Here is a 19,064-nt window from a genome sequence, read left to right as displayed (position 1 = left end):
ATGTTGCTGTCATGCCCGTCCGGTCCGAAACATACCTTGTACTAGTACGAAACGTGAAGGGTGAGAAAAATGGCTTCTAAAACATGGACGCAAACCGCACAGGTTGCTTTTACGTATGTCGGGACGGTCGTGGGAGCGGGCTTTGCGTCGGGTCAGGAGATCCTGCAGTTTTTTACCCGCTACGGCGCGGCGGCTTCCTTAACCATCGCGCTCGCGAGCGTCTTGTTTGTATGGCTCGGCATCAAAATGATGCTCATGGCGCACGATGTCCGGGCGGAGTCGTACGAAGATTTGAATATCGCTTTATTCGGCCCGAAAATCGGCAGATGGATCTCTCTGTTCACTTTGTTCGTTCTTTTCGGCATCTCTTCGGTCATGCTCGCCGGCGGAGGAACGGTTTTCTCCGAGCACTTGTCTCTGCCCTTCCAGAGCGGACTGCTCGTCACCGTTGTCCTGTCCTATGCCGTAATTACACGCGGCATCGGTGCGATTATGGCGGTGAACACGGTCGTCGTGCCGATAATGGCCACGTTCAGTCTTATTCTGGTGCTCTACACGAATAAGCTTCCCACTTCGCAGGCATGGCTGACCCTCGGTACCGACCATTCGCCGCTCAGTGTCTGGACCGCGCCCCTGCTCTACGTCGGCTTCAACCTGGCCACCGCCCAAGCGGTTCTCGTTCCGCTCGGCGCCCAGATCAAAGACCGGCGCGTACTTTTCCGGGGCGCACTGCTGGGCGGGCTCGGAATCGGTCTTCTACTGTTCGCCGCGCACTATGCGCTGAGCGCACAGATGCCGGGAATCCGCCAGTTCGGCATTCCGATGGCCCGGATTATGGACGGGATGGGAACCGTCATCCCTTTTGTGTATCTGCTTGTCATCTATGGAGAAATCTTTACGACCTATCTTTCCAATACCTATGGGCTGACTCTTCAGCTGCAGCAGCGGACGGGCCTCGGCCGCAGGACCGTTCTTCTCCTGCTTATCGCGCTCAGCTATATCGTCAGCCTGATCGGCTTTAAGCCGCTTCTGTCGGCGCTTTATCCGTTATTCGGCCTTGTCAGCTCGGTGTGGCTGGCCGTGATGATGTGGAGAAACCGCTCCGCCTGAGGAACGCCACGCCCGCACCGTCAAAAGCAGACGGTTGAAGCTCATCAGCATACCCAGAAATACAAATAAAAATCCGCAAAGCAAATAACCGATGTGATAATCGGGAAAAGCTTTCGCATCGCGCAGCACCGCAACAAGATCGGCAAGTAGCATGATGATTCCGATCGCCATGAGAGCAAACTGCGCATAATCAAGCGGGGTAATCCGCTGCAAAAATTTTGCCGCATGCTGTTCGGGAGCAGCGCCCCGCATATCCCTTTGCCACATCCGGTGAAGGACCCAGGCGGTATAAACGGAAGCGGCGGTTACAAGAAGCCCGAAAAAGGCTGTAAAAACGGCCAGAATTGTAAACAGTTGAATGGAAATCCTCTCCCTTGCGCAAGGCTGTCAGCCGAATGTTAAGAGCCTGGACACGACCCAGAGGGTACACGCCGCTGCCGCGGCAGACAGTACCCAGGTTATCATTGTCGCCGCCCGCCAACCGGGCAGCGGTGATGACCGCCACAGCAGCTCCATAAGGCGGCTGCTTTCCCCGGAAATGGGTGTCGCTTTCTCTTCCGGGTTCGTCCGAACGGCAGGGTCTGGCGGGTCTGGGGCCCGATTCGCGCTTTCGCCGGAACCAGCCGCAGGAGAAGGATTGCTTGGATGTTCTATATACTCAGACGATTTTGCGGCCTCCATCCCTTCAACCTGCCGGGATCGGGAGTACGCACGCTCGGCCTCTGTCTTCGCTTTTTTTCGTTCCGATGCAGATTTTTTCGATTTGACAGGCTCCCGCTTCGGTTCCGGAAGCTTCTCGTCCTGCGCGGGGGCCTTCGCTTTTGCCGTGCGGATACGGCCTTTGCGACGCCCGACTTGATAGGTAATCTCCCGGTCTCCGGGTTTTGCCGGTTTTTTCTCAGACAAATGTCTGTCCCCCCAGTTCCTGTAGAACCTCTTTTGTCCCCGGTCTTCTATTAGACGACTGTTACGCCGGACAAGTTGTGCTTTACAGCCAAAAAAAAGACCTTTCCGTCCTATTCGACATAGGGAAAGGTCTTTCCTGTTTTTTACATGCAAAAATAATGACTTTATACCTAGATAAGCCTAGAAAGGTTCCGAAAAAAGGCTTATACGATCCCGGCCGCACGGTTTGCGGCAAATGCCGCGCTGCCGATTACGCCGCCGTCGTCGATAAGGGTGCCGGGGTGGATGGTGAGGCGCTCCCAATATCCTTTGTAAACCGACTTCTGCAGTTCTTCGCGCATAGGCTTGAACAGCCGCTCGCCGGCCAGGGAGGCTCCGCCGCCGATAATCAGCGCGTCCGGGCTGTACATGGTTACGGCATACGAGAGCCCGCGGCCCAGCAGCTTGCCCGTATGGTTCATGACTTCGATCGCCAGCCGGTCGCCTTCGTCATACGCGCGGGAAACATCCGCAGCCGTAACGGAGGCCGCTTCTTCTCCGGGGAACCACTGGCCCAGGATGCTCTCGCGTCCTGCCGCAAGCGCTTCCTTGACCTGGCGGACGATCCCCGTCGCGGATGCGATCGTTTCGAGACAGCCGACGAGTCCGCAGCCGCATGGCGTCGTTTCCGCATCGTCGACGCGGATATGACCGATTTCGCCGGCCATGAAGCCGCCGCCGTAATACAGCTGGCCGTTATTGACCAGTCCGGCCGACATGCCGGTCCCGAGCGTAATCCCGAGCACATGCTCGTACCCGCGGCCCGGTCCCTTCATGGCTTCGCCGTAGACATACATACGGACGTCGTTGTCAATGAAGACCGGTACGCCCAGTCTTGCTCCGAGCTGGTCGGATACCGGCACCTCGTTCCAGCGGAGGTTGCTGGCGAACACGCACACTCCGCGAACCGGGTCGATAAAGCCCGGCGTTCCGATTCCTACCGCTTTCAGCTGCCCGGGCGCAATATTCTGCTCCCTGAGCATCGTTTCCACCATAACCGCAATCTTTTCCAGCACATAGTCGCTGCCTTTGGCCGCTTCCGTAGGCTGTTTGCTTTTGACCAGGACATTGAATTCCTCATCCAACAACCCGCATACAATATTCGTTCCTCCGAGATCCACGCCGACGAAAAAGCTCATTCCCGTCCGTCCTTTCCCTTATGCGTTCGCATACAAAGTGGTAATGCCGTGCTGCTCAAGAACCTTCTCCATGTCGGGTTCCAACCTCGCGTCTGTCACACACACGTTTACGTCCGCAAGCGGAGCTATGGAGAACAAGGAGGCTTTCCCCACCTTGGTATGGTCAAACACTGCTATCGTATGCTGGGTGCGGCTTATCAACAGACGGGCGGTCTGGGCTTCGAGCTCCGAAAACGTCGTGATGCCTTTGTCCGCGGAAACACCGTCCACTCCGAGAAAGAGCTTCTCGATGTTGAGATGCTCGATCGTCTTCTCGGCCAGCGGCCCGCTGAGCTCGAAGCTCTTGCTGCGCATGACGCCGCCGACGACGACCACCTGCAGGCCTTCGCTGTCGGCCAGTTCCATGGCGATATTCACGGCATTGGTCACGACCGTAATCCCCTGGCGCTGCTTCAGTTCGCGGGCGATGAGGAAGGTTGTCGTGCCGCCCGTCAGGCAGACGCTGTCCCCTTCCTCGATAAGGCCGGCCGCCCTGCGGGCGATCGCTTCTTTCTCCAGCCAGAGCTGCTGCTTCTTCTCGGCGAACGAGGTTTCGCGGACAGCCGTGAGGCCTTCGAACAGGGCCCCGCCGATGGTGCGGACAACCTCGCCTTTTTTCTCCAGAAGGTCCAAATCGCGTCTTGCCGTCGCTTCCGAACATTGAAAATGCTCGATGATCTCCCCAATGGTAATGCGCCCCTGCTGCTTGAGGATCGTCATAATCTGCTGGCGCCTGAGATCTCCTTTGGAAGGAGTCGTGTCATTCATTTCAACTTTCACTCCGTCACAAGGTTAAATTTCGACGAACTGAGTCAGGTTGCGCGGATCGTCCGGATTCAGCCCGCGCTTTATCGCGTTGTAATAGCCGTTGTACTGGACAGCGGGCAAATACAATACGCTGCGCGCTTCATCGCTGAGCGCGGCTCCGCCGAGTTCCAGAACCAGATCCGCAAACTCCGTGTCTTCCCCGCGCTCCGCGGTCAGAAGGAGGATCGTCGCCCCGTATTCCTTCAGCTCTCTGGCTACCTTCAGCTCATAATCGCGAGCGGACTGCGAAAGCAGGAAGCAGACAAGCGTACCCGAGTCGACGATGGATTTGGGACCGTGTCTGAACTCAAGCGTGCCGTACGCTTCCGTCCACGTATACGTCATTTCCTTCAGCTTGAGGCAGGCTTCCAGCGCCAAACCTCCGAGTGCGCCGAGTCCGAGATAGACCGTTTTGTTGAAGTTGTGCGCCGACACCCATTCTTTGATGCTCGTATCCGAGGCTTTGACCAGTTCTTCGTCTAATTCTAACACAGTTTTAAGCTCTTGTAAGTATGCCTCGCCGCCCGCCGCCATAGCGATTGCGGCCTGCATCATAAAGGTCATGGAGCTGAGCGATTTGCTCATCACCGTGCTCTTCTCTTTGCCCAGCGGCGAAAGCAGACATTCCGTCATCCCGAACAATTTGCTCGTCTCGTGGCAGGTGATGCCGCACGTATCGATATGAGCCGCATTTTTGACGGAATCAAGCGCAAGAAGCACCTCGTGGGATTCACCCGAACGCGACACGCCTACAATCAGAAGCTTCTTCCCTCTCGGAAGTGTGGCGTCGCGCAGCAGGAAAATATCGGAGGAAGGCTGCGCGGATGCGCTGCGTCCGGTCCATTTGCGGAATGTCGCCGCCATCGTGATCGACTGGTAGTAGGAAGAGCCCGATCCGATAAAAACGACTTCCTCGTATTGATCGTTTCCTATATAACGGTTCACCCAGTCGGACTGCTTCTGAAGCTGATCCCATGCGGCCTGCAGAGCGGCGGACTGGGCACTGATTTCGGTATACGTTAATTGGCCTTGAACGTTTGACATCTTCTAATTTCCTCCCTTATAATCAACTTAATGACATTATAAATCATTATTTTGATCGTTTCAATCATTTTATACGAGGGGGTTTTTCAAATGGCTCATTTGATTTCTTCTACACACCTGCTTCAAGCGGCTCGTCAGAACGGCTACGGCATCACGGCCTTTAACGTGCATACGCTGGAAATGCTGCAAGCCGTCGTCGAGGCGGCCGAGGAACTTCAGGCTCCTCTGATTCTGCAAACTACCGTCGGAACGGTGAAACACCTGGGACCCGACTATATCGTTGCGGCCGCAGCAGCTGCCGCCAAACGGTCTTCCGTTCCGATCGCGCTTCATCTCGATCATTGCACGGATTACGGGCTTATCGTACAATGCATCCGGGAAGGCTATACATCGGTCATGATTGACGCTTCCATGCATCCGTTCGAAGAGAACGTCCGGCAGACGCAGGAAGTCGTGAAAGTCGCCCGTGCAGCCGGCGTGAACGTGGAAGCGGAACTCGGCAAAGTGGGCGGCGTCGAAGACGACATCGTCGTAGCCGACGAGGATGCGCTCCTCGCCGATCCGGACGAATGCGTCCGCTTCGTGGAGCTTACCGGTGTGCCGACGCTTGCCCCGGCCATCGGAACGGCTCACGGCATATACAAGGGCGAACCGAGAATCGCTTTCGGCAAGCTGGAAGAAATCTACCGCAAAGTGAGCCTCCCCCTTGTTCTGCACGGCGGCTCCGGCATACCGGAAGAACAGGTCAAACGCTGCGTATCGCTCGGCATGGCCAAGATGAATGTCGCCACGGAGCTGCGCATCGCCTTCTCCGATGCCATCAAGAAAGTGTTCCAAGCGAACCCGGATGAAAACGACCCGCGCAAATATATGGTTCCGGCCAAGGCCGCCGTTAAAGAGCTGGCCCAGGCGAAAATGCGGCTTACCGGCTGCGTAGGCCGCGCCAAAGATTTCATTTAATTTCAGTCAAGACAGGAGAACCCGGATGATTACCACCGTGACCCTCAATGCGGCAATCGACAAAACGTACCGCGTAAAAAGCTTCGAAATGGACCGGGTTTCCCGCGTAACGGACATGATCGCCGTACCCGGCGGCAAAGGGATCAATGTCGCCCGGGTGGCCCGTCTGCTCGGCGAGCCCGTTACGGCCGCCGGCTTCGTGGCGGGCTTCAACGGACAGTTTATCCGCAGCGGTCTGGACACGGAGGGCATTCCCCATGACTTCACGGAAGTCCCGGGAGAATCCCGCCTCTGCCTGACCGTTCTGGATGCGGACAACGGCACGCAGACGGAGCTGCTGGAGCCCGGACCCGCCATCGCGGAAAACTCCCTTCTTACCCTGAAGGAGAAGGTGAAGGCGCTCGCGGGCAGGTCCACGCATGTGTGCTTCTCCGGCAGCCTGCCGCTCGGCTGCCCTCCCTCGCTCTATGCGGAGCTGATCACGCTCGCAAAAGAAGCCGGCGCCGAGGCCGTCCTGGACGCGAGCGGCGACGCTCTTGCTGCCGGGCTCGAAGCGAAGCCTCTGCTCATTAAGCCCAATGAGCATGAAATCGTGCGCCTGCTCGGCAGGCCCGCCTCCTCCGACGACGATCTGGCCGCCTGCATCCGGGAACTGATGCAGCGCGGAATCCGGCACGTCGTCGTCTCGCTCGGCGCGCGGGGAGCCCTCGCGGGCAGCAGCGGCCGCGTACGGCGGGTCGCCATCCCGGCGATCCGGGCCGTGAACCCGGTCGGCAGCGGCGACGCGATGGTGGCCGGCATGGTCACGGCTCTGCGCCGGGGAAGCACCGACGAGGACGCGGCCCGCTTCGGCGCGGCATGCGGGAGCGCCAACGCCCTGCAGATGCAGGCGGGGGTCGTCGCCGCTGAAGATGTCGAGCGGATCTTCCGGTCCGTCACCGTGACGGATTACTGACACGGGCGGGATCGACGAAAAGACGATGGACGACGGGAGACCGAGTCTTCATGCTTGGCGCCGGAACACACGGCACCGTCGCACTCGCAAAAAACAGGCATGTTCTCTTGCAACGCGGAGAACATGCCTGTTTTATAGAACATTTTCTTATAAGGACCTATACGATGAACGCCAAAAGACCCTTCCTTTAATAAGGAGGGTCTTTGGACTGTCTATTAAACATGGAGCACGCCTGCTGCGGGAGAAATCCCTGTCACCGCATCTCTTACATGCTCGTGACAAGTAAACAGTAGAACCTGCCGCTTTCCGCCGAGCTGCCCGATAATCCGCAGCGCCCCTTCCATCCGCTCTCTATCGAAATTGACGAATATATCGTCAAAAACGAGCGGCAGGGAAGCTCCGCCGGTAAATTCTTCAACGAGCGCGAATCTCATCGACAAGTAAAGCTGCTCCGCGGTTCCGCGGCTCAGTCTCGATGAGTCCACCTGGCGTCCGTCCGACCGGACGGCATAAAGCCGCTGCTGCCCGAACGGCGCGACCACCTGCGTAAACCGGCCGCCCGTCATGGCCGCAAAGCAGGCCGAAGCGCGGCGGAGCACGCCCGGCTGGCGTTCGCGTTCACAGCGCTCGCGCGTCCGCTTCACGAGCAGGGCGGCCATCGCGAGCACCGCGTATTTGCCGCCGAGCTCGCGCACCTCGGCGAGCTGCTCCTCGGTGCGCTGGAGCAGCTCGCCGCGCTCGCTCCCGCCTTCGAGCTTCTCCAGCTCGCCGGCCAGGCGGCCGCGCCTGTCGCGCAAGCGGTTCGCCTCGGCCTCCAGGCCGCTTAGGCTGCCTGCGAGCTCCTCCTCGCGCGAAGCGAGGCTCCCCTCGTCGGCGCCGGACAGCGCCGCGTCGAGCCGCTCACGCCGAGCGACGCCGGCATGCGCATCCAGCGCGCCGGAGAGGAGCCGCGCTTCGGCCGCGAGCTGGGCAAGGCGCTCCTGGAGAGCCGCCTGCCGGAGAAGCTCCTCTTCGCCGGCGGCCTGCGCCTCGCTCAGAAGCACTTGCAGGCGCTCCGCCGCTTGACGCGCCTTCTGCGCGGCAGCCGTCTCCCGGCGCCGGGCCTCCGCGGCTTCGGCCGCAAGGCGCTCGCGCCGTGCGAGCAGCCCCTGCTGCTCCGCAAGCCGCTCGGCGCGGCGCCGGAGTCCCGGCAGCGGGTCCGCCGCTTCGGCTTCGCCCAGCAGCCGGACCGTCCGCGCTTCGAACGCGGCGGAAGAGGCCTGCAGGGAGGCCAGCTTGGACTCGCAGCCGGCAAGGCGCTGAAGCAGGTCATGCCCGCGGGCGATCAGCTGCAGCGATTCCAGCGCCGCTTCGGGAGACAGGTGCGGCCTCAGCTTGCGTTCGCGAAGCCAGGCGCTCCAGCGCTCCTGACCGGACGCAGCGCGTTCTTCCAGCGAACGCATCCGGGAGGAAACCGCCGCCTGCTGCTTCTCCAGCGACTGAATGCTCTGCTTCAGTTCTTCAAGCTTGGCCCTCCGCCGCTCCAATTCGGAGCGGTGCTGCGCCCACAAATCGGTGCCGGTCAGCCAGCTTTCCAGCTCCCGCTCCAGCCAGCTCAGCGTCTCCGGCCAAGACGGCAGAGGCATGCGTCCGGGAGCGGAGGTTTCATCGGAAGAGCCGTTCGCGCGGGCGGCGGCCGCTTCACGGCTTCCCGCTCCGCGGCTGCTCAGAAGAAGCGCCAGATTCTGCTGAAGCCGCTGCCGGAGAGCCGCCTTGTCTGCCTCCAGCCCGGCATCCTCTCCGTCTGCCCGGTGATCCGCTTCGCCCGATTGCGCGGCAGCAGACAACCAATCACCGGAGGAGGCCGCTCTTCCACGGCGGGCACGCCCTCTCCCCTCCGTCCGGGCTTCCGGCATCAGGGGACCCCGGCTGTGCCTGTTTCCCCGGGCTCTATCCGGAGAACCGAATATCAGCCAGGCCGTACCCACCGCCAGCACAACAAATACGGCCGCAGCCGCAGCCGCCTGACCGCTTAAGAGCAGCGCCGCCGGCAGAAGAACCGCGATCGCTCCCGCAGCGTAAGCGGTCTTCTTCCTTGTACGGTCGGAGTCGCTCCGCCTTTGGTCCGACCAGGCTTCGAATTCCTCCTGCCTGCGGCGTTCTTCCTCCCGGATCCGGTCTCTCTGTTCTTCCTCGCTCTTCAGCAGTCTCCACTGCGCGTAATCGGAAGATAACCGCCGAAGCAGACCCGATTCGGCGGCTGTCCGCGCACCCGGCGCATCTTCCCGGAGCCCCGACAGCGTCAGCCATTCGCTCCATTCGAGCTGGCGCTCGGCGAGCTCGCTCTGCTGTTCCTCCAGACGGCCAAATACCCGGCTCAGCTCGCTGTCGAGCAGCGCCCTCTCTCCGTCCCATTTCGCGAAGGAATCCCGTGCTTCCCGGATCTGCTCTTTCATGCCGACCGAAACGGGGAAATCGGCCAGATCCTGCCGCGTCCACTGCTCGTCGAGCTGCCGCAAGAGAGCCGCCAGCGCTTCGTTCAGCTGAGCTTTCTCCGTCTCCGCGGAGGCCGCCGCAAGCTGCCCGCTGCGGTACGCCCCCGCTTCCTCTTCAAGGGCGGCGAGTTCGGCCGCGCCTTCGAGCAGCTCTTCGCGGACGGGCAGGGCTTCGACCGCCCGCAGAAGCGCGGCGCTCTCTTCCTCGTATTGACGCCGCTCATTCTCGAAATCGTCCCGTTCCTGACGGATGGCTTCATATCGCTCGGCGGCATGCAGCGGAAATCCGGGAATTTCCGGGATTTCCGCTATTTCCGCCTGAATCCGCCGCAGTTTCAGCCACGGCTCGAAGGCCTTCCCGCAGCGCCGGGTCCATTCCAGCTCGGCGGTCGTCTCCGTCCGCGCGGCATCCAGCTCGTTCAGCCGCTCTCCAAGCCGCTTCCACTCCGCCGTCGCCTCTTCGTACCGGCTGATCTCGTCGGCGGAACGGTTCCGGCTGGAACGGAGTTCTTCATAGGCCCGGATGCTGCGGTTCAGCTCCTGGGTCCGTCCCCTTGGCCGGAACAAAGCATCCGCTCTTGAGGCAAGCTTGCGCTCCGCTTCCACTACGGCGCTTCCGCTCACGCCGAAGCCCGCTCCGTAGAGGTAGCCGCCGATGTCGTCCCCCTGCAGGGTCCGCAGCTCCTGAAGCTCGCCCAGCCCGAAGGCGAACAAGCTCCGAAAAAGCTCCGCGGACAGTCCTCCGAGCAGATGACGGAGCAGTTCTTCACCGCCTTCCGCGCCTCCTTCGAGCGTTACTTTAACGGAGCCGGCTGCGGGGGGACGTCCGGGACCGCCGTGATCCGCGTAGCGTTCGATCAGGACGGTCCGGCCCTGCTTGTCCTCCAGCAGCAGCGCGCCGCCGTGCGATCCCCCGCCATCGGGCTCATACCTGTCGGGGGCCTGCGCCCGCGTCGGAAACCCGAACAGGACGGCGCGGATAAAACCGAGCAGGGTACTTTTGCCCGCCTCATTGGGGCCGTACAGCACGGTAACGGGCGATTCGAACCGGTAAGTCCGGTTCTGCAGGGAACCGAACCCCCGGACTCTTATTTCGCGGATGATCATTTGCCCCGCCTCCCGTCCGGCATCAGCTGATCGACGGCGAGTTCACGCGCCGCCTCCAGCCAATCTCCCGTGTCTTCGAGAAGCCCGTCCGCTCCTCCGAACAGCCTGGAAGCTCCGTTCTGGGCAAGGAGGGAACCGAGCGCCTCATCGGCGAATTCTCGCAGCTTCCCTTCATCCGCAGCCAGTTCTTCCGCCAGCCGGAGGAGGTCGCCTATGAAGCTTTCCTCCCGGAGAAGCAGTTCAAAGTCGATATCCTGCCCCGTCCGGGCTTCTATGGATTCGATCCAGACGAACGAAACGTCCGCCGCACTGCGGAAGACGCCGCCTGAGGGGGGAGCCTTGGGGTAAGAGCCCGTCCCCTCTTCCTTATTGTCGTTTACCGAATGGGGAGCTTGCGTATGTTCGGCGCCTGCACCGGTGCCGCCCCTGTCGTATCCGGCAGCCGAACGTCCCGCCAGAGCCAGCAGCTCGCTCTCGCGCAGCTCACGGAGCAGGTCGGAAAGGGTACTCCCAGTCTGCAGCTTCAAATGAAGCGGTCCCCGGCCTTCCAGGAAGATCCGGGCGACGGTCGGCCTGCCTTCGGCTTTCTCCCTTAGCCGGGCCAGCAGATCCTGCAGGCTTTCCTGCAGTTCCTGTTCCGTGCCGATGCCCGCGATAGAAAGAGTCTCCTGCTGCCAGCGCACCCCGTCCAGGGCGTGAAAATCCAGCGCGGTGCTCCCGTTCTCATCCACAGCCACGATGTAGCACCCGCGCGGGCCGCACTCCCTTATGCTTCTGCCCTGTATGTTACCGGGGTACACGGCGGCGGGTTTCTGATCCATGACGATTTCTCTTGTATGTATGTGGCCTAGGGCCCAATAGTCGATTCCCCGCCCCATAAGATCCGATTTGCTGCAGGGGGCATAGTTGTCGTATCCCGGGCGTCCGTCGACATTCGTGTGAAGCAGAGCCACTTGGAAAACCGAAGCGTCCCCGCCCCGGAAACGCAGGGCGAGGTTCTCCGTTACGGCGGCGGACGCGTACGAGATGCCGTGAACTTCGGCGATAAGCCCCCGGTCTTCCTTCACGATCCGAACCTTCTCGACCCTGTCCGACGGATATACATAAGCTCCCGCCGGCCATTCCAGGTCCGCTCCCCGTCCGTCCAGCGGATCGTGATTGCCGTGGATAACCAGGGCGGGGATTCCCGCCCGGTCCAGCTCGGCAAGGGCGCTGCGGAAGCGCAGCTGAGCCCGGAGCGAGCGGTCGCCGGCGTCATAGATATCGCCGCTGAAAACAGCGAAATCGACCTTCTCCCGGACCGCCAGCCGGACGAGCCGGCCTAACGCTCCGAAGGTCGATTCCCGGATTACATCCCGGATCCGCTCGGGGACCGCGTTCATCCCTTTGAACGGGCTGTCGAGGTGAAGGTCGGCGGCATGCAGAAATTTCAGCGCCTTCATCCGTTCACCCCCTTCGTTTGGCCTAAAGCGATGAAACTCTTCATTTGCCGTACCTCTCGTACACTCCGCGCAGCTGCCGGATGACCCTGTTGAGCGAGTACGATTTCTTCGCTTTCTCCGAAGCCGCACGGGCCAACTGATACCGGTAGGTCGGATCGACCACGACTTTCTCCAGCGCCTGGCTGAGCGCCGGCGCATCACCCGGCTCGACCAGCAGCCCGTTGCGTCCGTTCTCGATCTGCTCCGCAACCCCTCCGACATTCGTGCCTACTAGTGCCAGAAGGCAGAGAGCCGCCTCCGCAAATACGGAGCCGAATGCCTCGGCTTTGGAAGGAAGGACGAAAACGTCGAAGAAGGGCATAAACTCCTCCGGGTGCAGCATGTACCCGTAAAAAATAATCTCCTCATATAAGTTCAGCTCCTTCGCCAATTCCTCGAGCTCTGTTCGGGAAGGTCCGTCGCCGATAATATGCAGGACGAAAGGATGTCCCCGTTCTTTGAGCATCGCGCAGGCCTGAAGCAGCGTTTCGAGCCCTTTCGCCGGAACCAGGCGGCACACCGTAATGAGCTGGGCCACTTCGTTCTCGTGGGAAATCGGCCGGAAGCGCTTCTCGTCGTAGCCGTTCGGGATAACCCCGATCCGGTCGGGGTCCTGGATAAATTCGCTTATATATCCTTTGAAAGAGTTCGAAACCGTTAAAATCTGATCCAGCCGCGCTTCCATTTCGCCGTAAATCGACGTCAGAAAAAGCTGCTCGGGACCGCCTTCCTCTATTTTTCCGTTCAGCAGAAGCTCTCCCTCATAGCTGGAGTGAACGGTTACGATGACCGTCGTATCGGGAAATACTTCCTTGATCGCGAGCGCGGCAATCGGGTGATGGGCGTGAATCAGATCGTAGCTCTTACGGATACGAAGCTTCGTCCACCATACGTAGTCTTTGTAGGTTTGGATATATTTGTCCACGATCGGGTTTCCCGCGTAACGGGTCCAATCGAACGTATTGAAGGTAACGGGCTCGGTTCCCTTGCCCCTGACCCTTCTGGGAAGGGAAAACAGTTCCATGTCCCAGCCTCTTTTATTAAACTTTTCGGTAATATACGGGACCATGGAAGAAACCCCGCCCGGCTGCTCCGGGGGGAAGAATAACGCTTGCAAAATGTTCATCGGTGCACACTCCTGATCCTCCGTCCGCTTGCGCGGCGCAAATCCGGCTTCAGCATCATACGCTCAGCCTCTTCTTATTGTACCTTCTGCCCGGCTAATAGAAAAGAGAACACGTCCCTGCCGGTGGGGACGGCGTTTCCGTCTGCCGGTACTTTTCCGAAAAAAGTTGTTCTTGTCCCCGCCCTATTTTGCTATAATGAAATCGCCTGAAAATGCGAACGTACATTTGAGTCCGGCCCCCCAAAAGGGAACGGATAACCTCGGAGGAATGTTGAACTTGTGGAACGATCCGATTGAAACATGGGGTCCGGAGACGGCCAGCTCCATGATGCTAGTCATTCTTGCCCTGATGATTTTCATCTCGGGAAGGCTTTACTATACACGCAGAAAAAAAGGCTATCTCTCGATGACCGTCTCGCTCATCCTCATGCTCGTGCATAACCTTCTCCGGCTTTACTGGCAGGCCTCGGGCCAGCTGCAGGGCATGTCGGGCTTCGCGGACGATCTGCTGCAGGCCGTCACCTTCGTCCTGATCAATCTGGGCGTTTATCAGCTGTATAATCCGACGCGGCGGCGTCATTATTTATATTTTTACGGCTTGATCGCGGTCGCTCTGGGCGTTTCCGCTTTTCATTTTTACCCGCCGTCCGGAGGAAGTCCCGAGCAGGCTGCGCTGCTGGCCGACTTGCCGCTGGAGCTGTACATGTTCGTGCTGATCTTTTTATGCGCTTACACCATTACGCCTCTGATCGGACAACAAGGTAAATTTCAGGCCGTGATGACGCTGTATTTCGCCAGACAAACGGCACATATGGTCAATCTGTACCTGTTTCAAGGGGAGCAGAAATGGCTGATGCTGGCGGAATGGTTTATTCCGGTCATCTATGCGACGATTCTTTTCTTCCTGCTGTTCGATCGGGTAGTCGAGCTCATGCAGGCGATTTACCAGTCCTCGATCACCGACGGCCTGACCAAAGTGTATAACCGCAAATACTTCGATAAAAGAGTTTCGCAGTATATCCGGCTGAATTTGAACGTTTCGGTCCTGTTCAGCGACATAGACAATTTCAAAAAGCTCAACGATACCAAGGGCCACCACATGGGAGACGAGATGCTCAAGCAGGTGGCGAGCATCATGCGCCAGGAAGCGGACGAAAGCGGTATCGTGGGGCGTTACGGCGGCGAGGAGCTGGTCATTCTGCTTACCGATCCCGATGTCAAACCCGCCGAGCTCGCGGAGAGAATACGCAAGCGCATCGAAGAAGAAACCATCGTCACCGTCAGCATGGGTTTCAGCACCTACAAGAAAGGCCTCACGGGAGACAAGCTGATCAAACAGGCGGACGAAGCGATGTACAAGGCCAAAACAACCGGGAAGAACAAGGTCGTCAAATTCGGCGCTTGACTTATCCCCTGCCCGGTCTTCCGGCAGCAAATGACTACACAGCAGTGATGACAAAAAGGCGCGGCCTCTGGCGGGACCGCACCTTTTGCTCACTGAATGTGGAACAACTCCTCGACCTGCTTTCCGAGAACGATGCTCAGACGCTTCGCGGCCCCGGGACCGACCGACTTCATCGACCGCTCCAGCAAGCTGATGTAAGCGTGGCTTAATCCCGTCTGTCTGGCGAGCTCCCGCTGGGTCAGTCCCAGCGTCATTCTTCTGCGGATGAATTCTTCCGATTTGGCGATAATCCTCATAAAAAATCATAGCCCCCATTTCCTAATTAATTCCATGGTAGCATTATGATTTACTATTGTAAACATAAATATTTACTATAGTTGACGTTATCTCTTCTTTCTTTTACCCCCGATTGAAAAACCACATTTTCCCTGCTATGATAAGCATGTTAACTAATGTTTACCAAGAAATGCGGGTGCTGCGATGTATTTCTATGACAAGCTCAAAGATCTCCGCAAGCTGAAAGGCTACACGATCCGTGAACTGGCAGACCGTTCCGGCGTATCGGCCGCTTATATTTCCCAGCTTGAGAACGGCAACCGCAATATCCCGTCTCCGGATGTGCTGATGAAGCTGTCCGAAGGCTTGAATATTCCTTACGCCGAACTGATGAAAATCGCCGGATATCTCGACGAACCGGAGAGCGACGGGGACAAGCCCAAGGCTCCGGTCAATTTGCGCCGGTTTCTTCATGACAACGATCTCATCTTCGACGGCATGGAACTGACGGAGCAGGACAAAGAATGGGTCGAGCGCATGCTCAGCGCCCTCTTCTGGAAAGAACGGAACAGCCGCAACGGATAAGAACGGCCGGCCGCCCTCCTGCAATCCTGCCTTACATAAGCAAACGGAACAACCCGCGGGAGCTGACTCATCCCTGCGGGTTGTTACTCGTGCCTGTTAATCTTTTTTGGCCGCGCGGCCAAAGTTCCCCTTTGAAAAACCACATATTCCCTGCTATGATAAACATGTTAACTAATGTTTACCAAGAAATGCGGGTGCTGCAATGTATTTCTATGACAAGCTCAAAGATCTCCGCAAGCTGAAAGGCTATACGATCCGCGAACTGGCAGACCGTTCCGGCGTATCGGCCGCTTATATTTCCCAGCTTGAGAACGGCAACCGCAATATCCCGTCTCCGGATGTGCTGATGAAGCTGTCCGAAGGCTTGAACATCCCTTACGCCGAACTGATGAAAATCGCCGGATATTTAGACGAACCGGAGAGCGGCGGGGACAAGCTCAAGGCTCCGGTCAATTTGCGCCGGTTTCTTCATGACAACGAACTTATCTTCGACGGTATCGAACTGACGGAGCAGGACAAAAAATGGGTCGAGCGCATGCTCAGCGCCCTCTTCTGGAAAGAACGGAACAGCCGCAACGAATAAGAACGGCCGGCCGGCACCCTGTAAGCCTGCCTTACATAAGCAAACGGAACAACCCGCGGGAGCTGACTCATCCCTGCGGGTTGTTTCTTGATGTATGTTAATCCGGGCCGGCTACGCGATTGAATTCGGTTTGGCCAGACGGCCGAGGTTTCCCTGTATCTCCTGAATCCGTTCATTCTCCTGCCGCAGCTTCTCTTCGATACGTTCCGTCAAATGAGCGATCTGTTCTGCAACACTGTCCGGCACTTCAACTTCGGGCAGCGACTTGATAATATACAGCAGACACTGCAGCGTATCTTCCATCACTTCTTTTTTGCGGCTTGCGATTACGACCTCCGCCAGAAAGATAAGGTGCGTCAGTTCATTTTGCAGGACACTCATTCAAGTTCCACTTCCTTCCACTTCCGATTATGACTGAAATTGTCGAATGTGAAAAGTTACTCTTGACAGTTTTAACTGTAATATTTATTATACTAGATATAGCGTAACTTATTTAGTTACAGTTTAGTCCACCCAGACGGCATCCGTTATGCCCGGATATCCGTCCTTCTGCCGCGGGCCTGACCGAGTTCTCCCTTTTCTGCCGAACGGCCGGCGGCCCGCTTTTTTTACCCGACGACCGAGAAATCGTTCGGCCTGAAAAAATTGACTACGCGGAACTACCGGAAACGAGACATGTTTTCCGCAAAACCGCACACATTACCTATAACTTTGCGAACCGCCGAAAGGAGGATATTTATGACCCAACAGCTTTTTCCCGAAACTCTGAAAGTCATCGCGGAGCGTCACTCCGTAAAATCGTACGATCCGGATTTTGTGTTTCCCGAGGAGCATAAGGAGCTTATCCTGAACGCGGCTAACCAGGCGCCGTCCTCCTGGAATCTGCAGCACTGGAAATTCCTCGTGATCGACGACCCTGCCGCCAAGCAGCGTCTGCTCCCCATCGCAAGCAACCAGAAGCAGGTCGTGGAAAGCTCCTTTGTCGTCGCCGTCCTGGGCGACCTGCAGGCGAACCTGAACGCCGAGACGATCTACGGCGCTGCCGTAGAGAGCGGGTTCTTGACGCCGGAAATCAAAGACACGCTCGTGTCGCAAATTAATGGCGCCTATGCAAGCGGCGGAAGCATTCCCCGCGATGAAGCGATCCGCAACGCCTCGTTCGCATCCATGCAGCTCATGCTCGCGGCGAAAGCGCTCGGCTACGATACGTGCCCGATGGGCGGCTTCAATCCGGCCGCGCTCGTGCAGGAATTCAATATTCCGGAGCGCTACATTCCCACTCTGCTGATCTCCGTCGGCAAAGCGGCGAAACCGGCTTATGCGTCGGGCCGCTTCCCGCTGGAGCAGGCTATCGTTAAAAATTCGTTCTAACCTGGTCTTACCCTAAAATTTCACACACGGAGGGATTCCTATGTCTTTGCTAAATGTATCCGATCAAACTTTCCAAGAAACGCTGGATAACAACAACCTTGTTCTCGTCGATTTCTGGGCGCCGTGGTGCGGTCCCTGCAAAATGCAGAGCCCGATCCTGGACCAGCTGACGGAAGAAGCCGGCGAAGCGGTAACGATCGCCAAGATCAACGTCGACGACAATCCGGAAACGGCCTCGAAGTTCGGCGTGATGAGCATTCCTACTTTGAAGCTGTTCAAAAACGGCGGCGAAGTCAAAACGATGGTAGGCGTTCAATCGCTTCAGACGCTGAAAGAACTGGTTAACCAAAACCAGTAATTGTCCGGAAACTTCCCTGTCCCTTTCCCCCAAAGCCCGGCACAAAACAAAAAGAGCGGTCCTTTTCGTCATCCGGCGAATCGGACCGCTCTTTTTTACGGAAAAAACGCGGAGCTCCGGCTCCGCCTTATCGTGTTATTGAATCGTAACATTTTCGAACAACAGTTCATCGATCAGCTTGTTGCGGTAAAGCATGGACAGATGCAGCGAATCGTAATCCTGCTCCTTGTCCAGCTCCTCCATCAGCAGCCGGGCAATTTCCTGCCGCTGGCGGGAATCGTCGGTTTGGCGGAAGTCGATAAAGCCGGTCAACTGATCCTCGCTTACGTCAATAGTGGCCGTTCCGATCGGAATACCGCCGTATTCCTGCTCGTAAATCTCATAGGTCAGCGTATCGCCGTCATCTCTTGCCAGAATGACCGAGTACTCCTCTTCGCCGCTGTCCAGTTCGCTCAGCTCATCCGCCTCTTCCAGCGAGATTTCGATCGAATCCACAATTTCCCCGTCAAAACGGCTGTGGAACAAAAAGTTCTCGGTCTCTTCTTCCTGAAAATCGGCGACAATCAGGTTCGATGCGAGCTCCATCTCTTCCTCAAGCGGGTCGAATACCCAGTCGAGCATACATACGGCTTCGCTGCCGTAGATCCGGCATGACGCTTCCGCCACCAGGCGGGAACCCGGATCGAAAAGCTGGTACTCCACCCGCCCGCGCGAATCCTCCAGAAGCACCAGCTCGTAATCCGGTTCCGCGTCGTAAGCGTCCTCTTCCATGGAGATGTCATCGAGCTCATCTTCCTCGTAGTCTCCGTATACGGATTCGTCACCGACCCACTCCGCCGTCGTTTCATCGTCCGCATAGTCCACCGCCGGGGATTCGTCCGGAAGCAGCGGAGTCCCGATGATATGGTCATAGCTGCCATACGTCAGCACAACGTCGCATTCCCGGATGTTCATCGCATCGACCAGCCATTGGATATGGTTGCGCACGAATGCGTCCACTTCTCTTTTGCCGGCAGGGGATAGTACGGCATCTTCAAGCTGAATGCCCCCGGTCATCCGGTCCCCTTCGCGGTACACCAAACTGATAATTCCGGCAAAACGGCCGTCCACCAAGATTTCCGTCACTTCTCCGCCCGCCGTTTTCAGGTCGGGTCTTAGTACTAGCTGGGCCATTTGCTCTGCCTCCCTTATCGGTATTTCCGGACGATGCAGCACATTCTGGCCAGGCCAAAAATGCTTACCCGGAAGATTCTGCTCCTAGCGTACCCGGATCGCCGGAAAAATATGTGACAAACGGGA

General features: G+C 58.0%; 19 protein-coding genes. 8 read left to right on the top strand and 11 right to left on the bottom strand.

Annotated elements, in window-relative coordinates; all coding sequences use genetic code 11:
* Positions 1-69 precede the first annotated feature (69 nt).
* Positions 70-1,110, top strand: coding sequence for a YkvI family membrane protein (locus tag ABH899_RS07030; RefSeq protein ID WP_369995090.1), 1,041 nt, complete (start codon positions 70-72; stop codon positions 1,108-1,110).
* Here the strand turns inward: ABH899_RS07030 and ABH899_RS07025 are convergent.
* The 5 genes from ABH899_RS07025 to ABH899_RS07005 form a co-directional block, all read right to left on the bottom strand.
* Positions 1,048-1,362 (bottom strand): hypothetical protein, encoded by a 315-nt coding sequence (locus ABH899_RS07025; RefSeq protein ID WP_369995089.1) that lies wholly within the window; start codon positions 1,360-1,362, stop codon positions 1,048-1,050. The two genes, ABH899_RS07030 and ABH899_RS07025, sit on opposite strands and share 63 nt — an antisense overlap.
* Before the next feature lie 135 nt (positions 1,363-1,497).
* A complete protein-coding gene (locus ABH899_RS07020) occupies positions 1,498-2,016 on the bottom strand; it encodes a hypothetical protein (protein ID WP_369995087.1) in 519 nt (172 codons plus the stop codon).
* A gap of 203 nt (positions 2,017-2,219) precedes the next feature.
* A complete protein-coding gene (locus ABH899_RS07015; RefSeq protein WP_009674768.1) occupies positions 2,220-3,194 on the bottom strand; it encodes an ROK family protein in 975 nt (324 codons plus the stop codon).
* An 18-nt stretch (positions 3,195-3,212) separates the two neighbouring features.
* Entirely contained in the window at positions 3,213-4,001 is a 789-nt protein-coding gene (locus ABH899_RS07010) for a DeoR/GlpR family DNA-binding transcription regulator (protein ID WP_009674761.1), read from the bottom strand.
* Between the two features lie 24 nt (positions 4,002-4,025).
* The gene (locus tag ABH899_RS07005) at positions 4,026-5,084 is read right to left on the bottom strand and encodes an SIS domain-containing protein (RefSeq protein WP_369995085.1); all 1,059 of its coding nucleotides are present in this window, start codon (positions 5,082-5,084) and stop codon (positions 4,026-4,028) included.
* Between the two features lie 90 nt (positions 5,085-5,174).
* On the opposite strand from ABH899_RS07005, the gene fba reads away from it, so the two are divergent.
* Both fba and pfkB read left to right on the top strand, forming a co-directional pair.
* The gene (gene fba / locus ABH899_RS07000; protein ID WP_369995084.1) at positions 5,175-6,044 is read left to right on the top strand and encodes a class II fructose-1,6-bisphosphate aldolase; all 870 of its coding nucleotides are present in this window, start codon (positions 5,175-5,177) and stop codon (positions 6,042-6,044) included.
* Positions 6,045-6,069: 25 nt separating this feature from the next.
* On the top strand, positions 6,070-6,999 hold the full coding sequence (pfkB, locus tag ABH899_RS06995) for a 1-phosphofructokinase (RefSeq protein WP_369995082.1): 930 nt from the start codon (positions 6,070-6,072) through the stop codon (positions 6,997-6,999).
* 215 nt (positions 7,000-7,214) lie between these two features.
* Here pfkB and ABH899_RS06990 read toward each other — a convergent pair whose 3' ends face one another.
* Genes ABH899_RS06990 through ABH899_RS06980 form a run of 3 tightly spaced genes read right to left on the bottom strand, consistent with a single transcriptional unit; the run spans position 7,215 to position 13,187 of the window.
* Complete coding sequence (locus ABH899_RS06990) at positions 7,215-10,580, bottom strand: AAA family ATPase (RefSeq protein WP_369995081.1); 3,366 nt, start codon at positions 10,578-10,580, stop codon at positions 7,215-7,217.
* A complete protein-coding gene (locus tag ABH899_RS06985; protein ID WP_369995080.1) occupies positions 10,577-12,022 on the bottom strand; it encodes a metallophosphoesterase family protein in 1,446 nt (481 codons plus the stop codon). Before ABH899_RS06985 ends, ABH899_RS06990 begins: the two co-directional genes overlap by 4 nt.
* 40 nt (positions 12,023-12,062) lie before the next feature.
* Complete coding sequence (locus ABH899_RS06980; RefSeq protein ID WP_009674801.1) at positions 12,063-13,187, bottom strand: glycosyltransferase family 4 protein; 1,125 nt, start codon at positions 13,185-13,187, stop codon at positions 12,063-12,065.
* 268 nt (positions 13,188-13,455) lie between these two features.
* Between ABH899_RS06980 and ABH899_RS06975 the strand changes: the two genes are divergently transcribed.
* The gene (locus ABH899_RS06975; RefSeq protein WP_369995077.1) at positions 13,456-14,592 is read left to right on the top strand and encodes a GGDEF domain-containing protein; all 1,137 of its coding nucleotides are present in this window, start codon (positions 13,456-13,458) and stop codon (positions 14,590-14,592) included.
* Between the two features lie 89 nt (positions 14,593-14,681).
* Here the strand turns inward: ABH899_RS06975 and ABH899_RS06970 are convergent, their stop codons facing one another.
* The gene (locus ABH899_RS06970; protein WP_009674753.1) at positions 14,682-14,888 is read right to left on the bottom strand and encodes a helix-turn-helix domain-containing protein; all 207 of its coding nucleotides are present in this window, start codon (positions 14,886-14,888) and stop codon (positions 14,682-14,684) included.
* A gap of 184 nt (positions 14,889-15,072) precedes the next feature.
* On the opposite strand from ABH899_RS06970, the gene ABH899_RS06965 reads away from it, so the two are divergent.
* Both ABH899_RS06965 and ABH899_RS06960 read left to right on the top strand, forming a co-directional pair.
* Entirely contained in the window at positions 15,073-15,453 is a 381-nt protein-coding gene (locus ABH899_RS06965) for a helix-turn-helix domain-containing protein (RefSeq protein WP_369995076.1), read from the top strand.
* A gap of 202 nt (positions 15,454-15,655) precedes the next feature.
* Positions 15,656-16,036, top strand: a complete 381-nt coding sequence (locus tag ABH899_RS06960) for a helix-turn-helix domain-containing protein (protein WP_369995074.1) — start codon at positions 15,656-15,658, stop codon at positions 16,034-16,036.
* A gap of 111 nt (positions 16,037-16,147) precedes the next feature.
* Here ABH899_RS06960 and ABH899_RS06955 read toward each other — a convergent pair whose 3' ends face one another.
* A complete protein-coding gene (locus ABH899_RS06955; RefSeq protein WP_009674730.1) occupies positions 16,148-16,417 on the bottom strand; it encodes a hypothetical protein in 270 nt (89 codons plus the stop codon).
* Positions 16,418-16,774: 357 nt separating this feature from the next.
* Between ABH899_RS06955 and ABH899_RS06950 the strand changes: the two genes are divergently transcribed.
* Positions 16,775-17,407 (top strand): nitroreductase family protein, encoded by a 633-nt coding sequence (locus ABH899_RS06950; protein ID WP_369995073.1) that lies wholly within the window; start codon positions 16,775-16,777, stop codon positions 17,405-17,407.
* Between the two features lie 40 nt (positions 17,408-17,447).
* A complete protein-coding gene (gene trxA, locus ABH899_RS06945; RefSeq protein ID WP_009674789.1) occupies positions 17,448-17,765 on the top strand; it encodes a thioredoxin in 318 nt (105 codons plus the stop codon).
* Positions 17,766-17,900: 135 nt separating this feature from the next.
* On the opposite strand, the gene ABH899_RS06940 is transcribed toward trxA, so the two are convergent.
* Positions 17,901-18,938 (bottom strand): hypothetical protein, encoded by a 1,038-nt coding sequence (locus ABH899_RS06940; protein WP_369995071.1) that lies wholly within the window; start codon positions 18,936-18,938, stop codon positions 17,901-17,903.
* Positions 18,939-19,064: the final 126 nt, after the last annotated feature.

It is taken from the genome of Paenibacillus sp. RC84, from assembly GCF_041260495.1.
Lineage (GTDB): Bacteria > Bacillota > Bacilli > Paenibacillales > NBRC-103111 > Paenibacillus_F.
The sequence above is the reverse complement of the archived record's forward strand: the minus strand, read 5'-3'. Positions and strand labels throughout refer to the sequence as shown.

Bases quoted from the DNA above. Each gene is read 5' to 3' on its own strand.
- ABH899_RS07005 (WP_369995085.1), bottom strand. From the start codon at position 5,084: ATGTCAAACGTTCAAGGCCAATTAACGTATACCGAAATCAGTGCCCAG.
- ABH899_RS06965 (WP_369995076.1), top strand. From the start codon at position 15,073: ATGTATTTCTATGACAAGCTCAAAGATCTCCGCAAGCTGAAAGGCTAC.
- ABH899_RS07030 (WP_369995090.1), top strand. From the start codon at position 70: ATGGCTTCTAAAACATGGACGCAAACCGCACAGGTTGCTTTTACGTAT.
- ABH899_RS07015 (WP_009674768.1), bottom strand. From the start codon at position 3,194: ATGAGCTTTTTCGTCGGCGTGGATCTCGGAGGAACGAATATTGTATGC.
- ABH899_RS06990 (WP_369995081.1), bottom strand. From the start codon at position 10,580: ATGATCATCCGCGAAATAAGAGTCCGGGGGTTCGGTTCCCTGCAGAAC.
- pfkB (WP_369995082.1), top strand. From the start codon at position 6,070: ATGATTACCACCGTGACCCTCAATGCGGCAATCGACAAAACGTACCGC.
- ABH899_RS06980 (WP_009674801.1), bottom strand. From the start codon at position 13,187: ATGAACATTTTGCAAGCGTTATTCTTCCCCCCGGAGCAGCCGGGCGGG.
- trxA (WP_009674789.1), top strand. From the start codon at position 17,448: ATGTCTTTGCTAAATGTATCCGATCAAACTTTCCAAGAAACGCTGGAT.
- ABH899_RS07025 (WP_369995089.1), bottom strand. From the start codon at position 1,362: ATGCGGGGCGCTGCTCCCGAACAGCATGCGGCAAAATTTTTGCAGCGG.
- ABH899_RS06940 (WP_369995071.1), bottom strand. From the start codon at position 18,938: ATGGCCCAGCTAGTACTAAGACCCGACCTGAAAACGGCGGGCGGAGAA.
- ABH899_RS06960 (WP_369995074.1), top strand. From the start codon at position 15,656: ATGTATTTCTATGACAAGCTCAAAGATCTCCGCAAGCTGAAAGGCTAT.
- ABH899_RS07010 (WP_009674761.1), bottom strand. From the start codon at position 4,001: ATGAATGACACGACTCCTTCCAAAGGAGATCTCAGGCGCCAGCAGATT.
- fba (WP_369995084.1), top strand. From the start codon at position 5,175: ATGGCTCATTTGATTTCTTCTACACACCTGCTTCAAGCGGCTCGTCAG.
- ABH899_RS06975 (WP_369995077.1), top strand. From the start codon at position 13,456: ATGTTGAACTTGTGGAACGATCCGATTGAAACATGGGGTCCGGAGACG.
- ABH899_RS06985 (WP_369995080.1), bottom strand. From the start codon at position 12,022: ATGAAGGCGCTGAAATTTCTGCATGCCGCCGACCTTCACCTCGACAGC.
- ABH899_RS06970 (WP_009674753.1), bottom strand. From the start codon at position 14,888: ATGAGGATTATCGCCAAATCGGAAGAATTCATCCGCAGAAGAATGACG.
- ABH899_RS06950 (WP_369995073.1), top strand. From the start codon at position 16,775: ATGACCCAACAGCTTTTTCCCGAAACTCTGAAAGTCATCGCGGAGCGT.
- ABH899_RS06955 (WP_009674730.1), bottom strand. From the start codon at position 16,417: ATGAGTGTCCTGCAAAATGAACTGACGCACCTTATCTTTCTGGCGGAG.